At 66.4% G+C, this 7438-nt stretch carries 4 protein-coding genes and 4 pseudogenes; 5 read left to right on the forward strand and 3 right to left on the reverse strand.

Annotated elements, in window-relative coordinates:
- Positions 1 to 149 (forward strand): annotated as a pseudogene (locus tag G3436_RS00815) (HlyD family secretion protein); the annotation flags it as partial.
- Positions 139 to 1653 (forward strand): DHA2 family efflux MFS transporter permease subunit, encoded by a 1515-nt coding sequence (locus G3436_RS00820; RefSeq protein WP_163940407.1) that lies wholly within the window; start codon positions 139 to 141, stop codon positions 1651 to 1653. The pseudogene G3436_RS00815 and the gene G3436_RS00820, both read left to right, overlap by 11 nt.
- On the opposite strand, the gene G3436_RS00825 is transcribed toward G3436_RS00820, so the two are convergent.
- Entirely contained in the window at positions 1654 to 2415 is a 762-nt protein-coding gene (locus tag G3436_RS00825) for a helix-turn-helix domain-containing protein (protein WP_163940413.1), read from the reverse strand.
- Positions 2416 to 2589: 174 nt separating this feature from the next.
- On the opposite strand from G3436_RS00825, the pseudogene G3436_RS00830 reads away from it, so the two are divergent.
- Positions 2590 to 3452 (forward strand): annotated as a pseudogene (locus G3436_RS00830) (pirin family protein).
- A 670-nt stretch (positions 3453 to 4122) separates the two neighbouring features.
- Here G3436_RS00830 and G3436_RS28690 read toward each other — a convergent pair.
- Positions 4123 to 4633 (reverse strand): annotated as a pseudogene (locus tag G3436_RS28690) (DUF2938 family protein).
- 66 nt (positions 4634 to 4699) lie between these two features.
- Here G3436_RS28690 and G3436_RS00840 point away from each other — a divergent pair.
- The gene (locus G3436_RS00840) at positions 4700 to 5353 is read left to right on the forward strand and encodes an ArsR/SmtB family transcription factor (protein WP_163940409.1); all 654 of its coding nucleotides are present in this window, start codon (positions 4700 to 4702) and stop codon (positions 5351 to 5353) included.
- Positions 5354 to 5443: 90 nt separating this feature from the next.
- Entirely contained in the window at positions 5444 to 5941 is a 498-nt protein-coding gene (locus G3436_RS00845; protein ID WP_163940411.1) for a PaaI family thioesterase, read from the forward strand.
- 27 nt (positions 5942 to 5968) lie between these two features.
- Here G3436_RS00845 and G3436_RS00850 read toward each other — a convergent pair.
- Positions 5969 to 7280: pseudogene (locus G3436_RS00850) on the reverse strand (alginate export family protein).
- Between the last annotated feature and the right edge of the window lie 158 nt (positions 7281 to 7438).

Here is a 7438-nt window from a genome sequence, read left to right on the forward strand (position 1 = left end):
CCACCGGCAACTTCACCAAGATCGTGCAGCGCTTTCCCGTGCGTATCCGCCTCGACCCGCCCGAGCAGGGCGCACCGCGGCTGCTGCCCGGCATGTCGGTGATTGCCACCGTGGATACGCGATCGGCGCAGGTGCGCCGTGCAGACTGAAGCACCGGTATCCCTGCGCGCCTGGGTGGCGGTGATCGGTGGTTTGTTCGGCTGCTTCATGGCCGGCATGAACGTGCACGTCACCAGCGCGGCATTGCCCGAGATCGAAGGGGCGCTGGGCGCCACCTTCGAAGAAGGCTCCTGGATCTCGACCGCCTACCTGGTCGCGGAGATCACCATGATTCCGCTCACGGCCTGGCTGGTGCAGGTGTTTTCCCTGCGAAAGGTGATGCTGGTGGGCTCGACGGTCTTTCTGATCAGTTCGGTCAGCTGCGCGCTGGCACCGAGCCTGTCGGCGATGATCGCCCTGCGGGTGATCCAGGGGGCATCCGGCGCGGTGCTGATCCCGCTGTCGATGCAACTGATCATCACCGAGCTGCCGGCCAGCCGGATTGCGCTAGGCATGGCCCTGTTCAGCCTGTCCAACAGCGTGGCGCAGGCGGCCGGGCCGTCGATCGGCGGCTGGTTGACCGACCTGTATTCGTGGCGCTGGATCTTCCTGCTGCAACTGCTGCCGGGGGTGGCATTGCTGGCGGCGGTCGGCTGGTCGATCCCGGCACAGGCGAGCCAGCCCCATCAGTTGCGCCAGGCCGACTGGCTGGGTATTGCCGCCATGGCGCTGGGGCTGGGCGCCTTGCAGGTGGTGCTGGAGGAGGGCGGGCGCGAGGACTGGTTCGATTCGGGCTTCATCGTGGCGTTCAGCATCACTGCCGTGGTGGCGCTGGCGCTGTTCATCCAGCGCCAGCTGTGGGGCGACCGGCCCTTCATCAACCTGCGCCTGCTGGCCAGCTACAACTTCGGGGTGGCGAGCCTGGCCATGGCGGTGTTTGGTGCGGCCACGTTCGGCCTGGTGTTTCTGGTGCCCAACTACCTGTCGCAGGTGCAGGGCTACAACGCGCGGGAGATCGGCACCAGCCTGATTGCCTATGGGCTGGTGCAACTGCTGCTGGCGCCGTTGCTGCCACGCCTGATGCGCTGGCTGAACGCCAAGCTGCTGGTGGCCAGCGGTTTCGCCATCATGGCGCTGGGCTGCTGGCTGGGCGCACACCTGTCGGCGGACGCGGCGAAGAACGTGATCATCCCGTCCACTGTGGTGCGCGGGCTGGGCCAGCCGTTGATCATGGTGGCGCTCTCGGTGCTGGCGGTAAAGGGGCTGGACAAGGCCCAGGCCGGCTCCGCCTCGGCATTGATCTCGATGCTGCGCAACCTCGGTGGGGCGGTGGGCACGGCGTTGCTGACGCAGCTGGTGTCGCTGCGCGAACGCTTTCACAGCGAACGGATCGGCGAGCGCCTGAGCGTGTTCGACACGGCCTTGCAGCAGCGATTGCCCACCGGGATCGTCGATGCCCAGTCGCCGGACGACCTGGGTGTGCTGGCGCTGCTGGACCAGAGCATCCGCCAGCAGGCGTACCTGATGGCGTACTCGGACGCTTTCTATGTGGCGTGTGTGGCCCTGGCCATGTGCGCGGTGGCGTCGCTGCTGCTGCGCCAGAGCGCGCGTTGACTAATCGAACTCGGGTTGGCCGTAGGCGGGGGTCTTGCCGAAATAGGCACTGGGTGAAACGCCCAGGGTACGTCGAAACATCGCGCTGAAGGCGCTGGGGCTGTCATAGCCCAGGTCCAGCGCGACGCTCAGGATCGAGTGCCCGGCGGCCAGCGAGTCAAGGCTGCTCAGCAGGCGCAGGCGGCGCAGCCACTGGATGAAACTCAGCCCGGTCTCGCGCTGAAAGGCGCGGGTCAGGGTGCGTGCGTTCAGGCCGCTGAGGTCGGCGGCACGTTGCAGGCTCCAGGGGCTGGCGGGGTCGTCGCGCAGGGCCTGGCACAGGGCGGCAAGTTGCGGGTCGACCGGCAGCGGTACATGCAGCGCCAGAATCGGCAGCACGCGGATCTCGTCGAGGATCAACTGCATCACCCGCTCGTCGCGCCCGCCGGCGGGGTAGTCGACGGGGATGGCCATGGCGCTGATGATCAACTGGCGCAGCAGTGGGGGCACATCGATCACGCGGCAACTGTGGGGCAGGTCGGGGCGTGCCTGGGGGGCGATGAACAGGGTGCGCATGCGCACCTGCCCGGCGAACCTGAGGTCGTGCTCCACGGTGGCCGGTACCCATACCCCGCGCCCCGGCGGGACCACCCAGCAACCCTGGGTGGAATTGACCGTGACCACACCACTGAGGGCATGGATCAACTGTGCGCGGTTGTGGCAGTGCGGGGCGATGCGGTCGCCATGCGGGTAGTTTTCGGCAAGGGTGAGGATCGGCTGCATGGCGTGTGTGCAAGGTGGGTAGGCGGTGATAGTAGCGTGCCTGCACCCGCCGTGCATGGGCGATGGGTCGTCCATCACTGTTCCATGAATAGAACAATGCGGACGCTTTATGCTATCTAGCGCCACAATCGTTGCATCCGTATCGTTGACCCCATCCACGAGAGGAGGCATCTCATGAAAAAGATTCAAGGCATCCACAGCAGCCCGCACCCGCACTGGGTCGGCGACGGCTTTCCGGTGCGCAGCCTGTTCAGCTACGACAACCTGGCCCAGCACATCAGCCCGTTCCTGTTGCTCGACTACGCCGGCCCCCACGCGTTTGCGCCCACCCAGGCCCGACGTGGCGTAGGCCAGCACCCGCATCGCGGGTTCGAGACGGTGACCATCGTTTACCAGGGTGAGTTGGAACACCGCGACTCCACCGCGCCGGCGGCCTGATCGGGCCGGGCGATGTACAGTGGATGACCGCTGCCGGGGGCATCCTGCACGAAGAGTTTCACGCCCCCGCATTCGCCGAGCAGGGCGGCACCTTGGAGATGGTGCAGCTGTGGGTCAACCTGCCGGCCAAGGACAAGTGCGCGCCTGCGGGCTACCAGACCCTGCTGGCCAACGACATCCCGCGCGTGGACCTGAACGACGGTGCCGGCACGCTGCGGGTCATCGCCGGCGAGCACCTCGGCCATCAGGGCCCGGCACGCACCTTCACGCCGATGGACGTGTGGGACCTGCAACTCAAGCCCGGTGTGCCCGTGCAACTGCCCGCGCGTACTGGCCACAGCAGCGCGCTGGTGGTGCTGCGCGGGCAGGTCAGGGTCAATCGCGAACGGTCGGTGGGGCCTGCGCAACTGGTGCTGTTCGAGCGCGCAGGTGAGCAGGTGGTGGTGCAGGCCGACAGCGATGCTGCAGTGCTCTGGCTCAGTGGCCAGCCGCTGGAAGAGCCCATCGTCGGCTACGGCCCGTTCGTGATGAACAGCGATGCCGAGATAGAACAGGCGTTCGCCGATTTTCGCGATGGGCGTTTCGGCCAGATGAGCTGACGGCCGGCTCCAGCGCGCTCGCTGATGCCCTGCACGTCGTATACTGCGCTCCTTTCAGATTGCCTGTTCAAGGAGTGGCAAGGCATGGGTCACAGTGATGCGTCATCCCTTCATCTGGTGCGGGTGGTGCCCACCGATTACGGGCAGTTCGTGCTGCAACTGTCTGACGGAGGGTTTCGCCTGCTCAAGGGCCTGGTGCTGACCCGAGAACGGGGCTGGGCCGACCTGGCCAACCCGCGCAAGGCGCGCCGGCGCATATTCAGCGCTACGCAGGTCAGTTGGCCGGGGGACCGCACGCTGGGTATCGACGACCTGATGGCGCACACACAGCCCATGACTGCACAGGACCTGGGCTGGCAGTCGGTGGACTTTGCGCAGTGCAACCGCGCACCCACCGCCGAGCACCTCACGCATCATGTGTATTACGTTTCGCTCAAACCTTTCGGTCCCGAGCCTTTCGGTCTGGGCGAATCGATTCACGGTGGCCACGGCGAACGTGGCGGCATGTACAGCTTCGACCTGCCGGCCCTGCTGGCGTGGCCGCAGTGGCGTACGCATTTCGAGCTGGCCGGTTGCGCCTGGGCCATCGGCCTGGTCGAGGCCAACCCCGAGGATCCCCAGGCCTTGCTCGATGCACTGATCGAGGCGTGGTGCCAGGGGGCCGAGCGCCTCAGGCCTGAGGCACCAGGCCAACGGCTGCCAGCGCCATGGCCGCCACGAACAGGCTGGCGCCGAACACCGCGTGCGCCGCCAGGCTGCGCCGGCGCGCCACGCTCGGGTTGGGTGTCTTGCTGGCCAGGATGCCGGCGCCCATGCCTGGCTGCAGGATGAAGAACGGTGCCAGCAGCGTTGCCAGGCCCAGCGCAGCGCTGGTAGCAGGGTGGGAGCGCGCGCCCATTCGGCCCCGCAGAGTGCCAGCAACAGCCCCGCGTACAGCACGCCGATCAGGTAATGAGTGAACCAGCCCAGCAATGCTTCGCCCTTGATGGCGGGCGCTTGGCGATGCTGGCGTGCTTGAACTGACCGTGACGCAGGTGCCCGACCCAGCGCCCGACCATCGGCCAGCTGGGTGATGGCACGTTGAACACGCGCTTTTGCACCTCGGCCCAGGCGTCGGCGAGGGCGGTGGCCAATACGCCGAGCAGCAGCGAGAAGGCGATGAATGTCGGCAAGGTGTTCATGGGTAGACTCCTATTTAATCATTCAATGAATTGATTGAATGATTGGCGAATGCTAGCGTCGTGTCAATGACCGACCTTCCTTTGCAGCACTTCATCGAAATCGCCGAGCTGGCCCGCACCCTGGGGCATGCGCACCGCTTGCACCTGCTCGAACACATTGCTCAGGGCGAGCGCGCCGTCGAGCACCTGGCCGAATTGTGCGACCTGTCCGTGGCCAACACTTCGCAGCACTTGCAGCACCTGCGTCGCGCGGGGTTTGTGCAGACCCGTCGCGATGGCAAGCGGGTGCTGTATCGCCTCGGCAGCGGGCCGTTCCTCGAGGTACTCGGCGCGCTGCGCGCGTTCGCCGAGCACAACCGCGGGGCGGTGCGTGAACTGATGGCCGACAGCATGACCCGCCAGGAGCGGCTGGAGGCGATGTCGCGGGACGAACTGGTGCAACGCCTGCAAGCGCAGAGCGTGACGCTGCTGGATGTGCGTTCGCACGAAGAATACGCCCTCGGGCATTTGCCCGGCGCGATCAACCTGCCGCTCGACGAGCTGGAGCAGCGCCTGGCAGAGCTGCCGCGCGAGCAGGAAATCGTCGCGTATTGCCGCGGCCCCTGGTGCGTGTTGTCGGGGGCGGCGGTGACGGCGCTGCGCGAGCGCGGCTTCAAGGTGCGCCGGCTCAACAGCGGCTTTCCCGATTGGCAGGCGGCGGGGCTGCGCGTCGAGTCGTGAGCGCCAGAGGCTTGGCCGGGCAGCGCTTTCAGGCATTGGCCTGGCGGCGTTACCATCGGCGTTCTGACTTTACATAACAACAGGAAGCCTATGAACCCCCAAGCCTTACCTCTTCAGGACCTGGCTGCGCCCGATGGTACCTGCTATGGCTGCGGCACCGCGCACCCCAGTGGCCTGCACCTGAAAAGCCACTGGGCCGACGACGGCATTCACCTGGTGTGCCGCCACAGCCCCGACAGCACCTTTACCGGCTGGCCCGGGCTGGTCTACGGCGGCCTGCTGGCGATGCTGGTGGATTGCCATTCGAACTGGGCTGCCATGGCCCATCACTATCGTGCCGAAGGCCGCGAGCCTGGCAGCCTGCCGCGTATCGACTGCGTCACCGGGCACCTGGGGCTGAGCTACCTGAAACCGACCCCGATGGGCGTGGAGCTGCTGCTCAAGGCCCGCGTCGAAGGCGAAGTGGGGCGCAAGACCCGGGTGATCTGCGAAGTGTGGGCCGGTGATGTGCTCACCGTCACGGCCGACTCGGTGTTCGTGCGGGTCGACACCGAGCGCCTCAAGCAGCAGGCGCATGGTCCGACGTGACGCGTGGCGATGGCGCACCCGGGCGGATCAGAACGGCACAGCGACAGTCAGCTGGCTGTACAGGTTGGTGCCGTTGCCTCCCACTTGGTTACCGCCGTTGCCTTGATCGTTCTTTGGCTGGTACAGACCGACCAGAGGGCTGATGATCAGGTGTTCGGTGGCCGCCCATTCTACATACAGGTCCAGTTCGCGGGCATCCAGGTTCAGGGCGCTGCGCGTGCGCAGCGTATTGAAGTCGAAGTACAACGCGCCTAGCGTGAGGTTCTCCAGAGGCTTGGCCATCAGGCCCAGGTGATGGATGCCGGTGTTGCTGTTGAACGGCCCCGCATAGTTGGCCGCCACTTCGCCTTGGAACCAGGTGCCGTAGCTGCCGCTCAGGCCAGTGAACAGCGCGTCCCAGCCTTCGGAGTAGCGGGTGTAGCGGTAGGTCAGTGTCGGCGCCCAGGCCACGTCTGCAAAGGTGTAGCCGGCTTCGGCGTACCAGGCGCTTTCGCTCCCGGCGCGGGTGTCCTGCCAGGCGTATTCGAAGGCGAAGCTGGCATTGTCGATGCCGGCATTGCCTTCGCCGCGCAGGCTGTAGGTGTCCATCCCGTCGCGTTGCTGCTGCACCTCGCTGGCCCATTGGTCGGTCACGTCCAGGCCGTGGACCCAGGTCAGGCCCAGGGTGCGGCTGCGCCGGTGTAGTCCAGGGTGCCGGCGGCCAGTGCTGTTTCGGCCTGGGCGCGGTTATCGGATTTGAGCCACAGCACGCTGCCGTGCACGCCTTGCTCGCCGCCCAGGCGCAGCATGACGGTGCGGTCGAAGGCGTGGCGGGCGGCCAGGTAATAGGCGCCGCCGCGGTTGAGTGCGCCGTTGGCGGGGCCGTTGCCCAGGTTGGGGCCGTCATCGTTGATCAGAAAGCCGCGGCCCAGCTTGATCACCTGGCGCCGGCCGAAAAGTCCACGCCATCCTGGCCCAGCGCCGCGAGCAGGTCGGCTGAGCGCCAGCCCAGGTAGGCGTCTTCGATCTTGGTAGTGCGTTCGCTGCCATCGGTGTTGCCGGCGGCGTCGCCGTCGCCCCAGGTGGCGGAGCTGACCCAGCTCAGCGTGCCGTAGGCCGTGCCGTTGCCGGCCAGGCCCTGGTCGGCGCTGAGGCCGTACTTGATGAACCCTTCGCGCCAGCTTGAGCCGCCGGGGGTGGCGTCGTAGTTCTTGCGGCTGTTGAAGGTGCCGAATACGGCGAGCATGTCCGCGTTCAGATGGGTGTCGTCGTCGGCGTACAGTTCGATGGCGTGGGCGCTTGGCAGGGCGAGTAGCAGAGCGAGGCTGAGGCTTTGCAGCGGGAGTGGGTGAAGCTTCATGGTGGAGTGTCCCTGGTGATGGTCAAGTGGTTGCCATTTAGGGGAGGGAGGGAGTGGGGTGTCTTTGATCTGGCTGCCAGATTGTTTGATTGTGGCCGCCAGGGGGGGGGATGGCCCCACAGCTCCAAAGCCGAGCAGACAAGGCTGACAACGGAGAT

Origin of the sequence: Pseudomonas brassicae (assembly GCF_010671725.1) — a bacterium.
Taxonomy (GTDB): Bacteria; Pseudomonadota; Gammaproteobacteria; order Pseudomonadales; family Pseudomonadaceae; genus Aquipseudomonas; species Aquipseudomonas brassicae.

What these genes read in the sequence shown, in the direction of transcription:
- G3436_RS00845 (WP_163940411.1), top strand. Translation starts at nt 5,444, where the DNA reads ATGAACCCCCAAGCCTTACCTCTTCAGGACCTGGCTGCGCCCGATGGT.
- G3436_RS00840 (WP_163940409.1), top strand. Translation starts at nt 4,700, where the DNA reads ATGACCGACCTTCCTTTGCAGCACTTCATCGAAATCGCCGAGCTGGCC.
- G3436_RS00825 (WP_163940413.1), bottom strand. Translation starts at nt 2,415, where the DNA reads ATGCAGCCGATCCTCACCCTTGCCGAAAACTACCCGCATGGCGACCGC.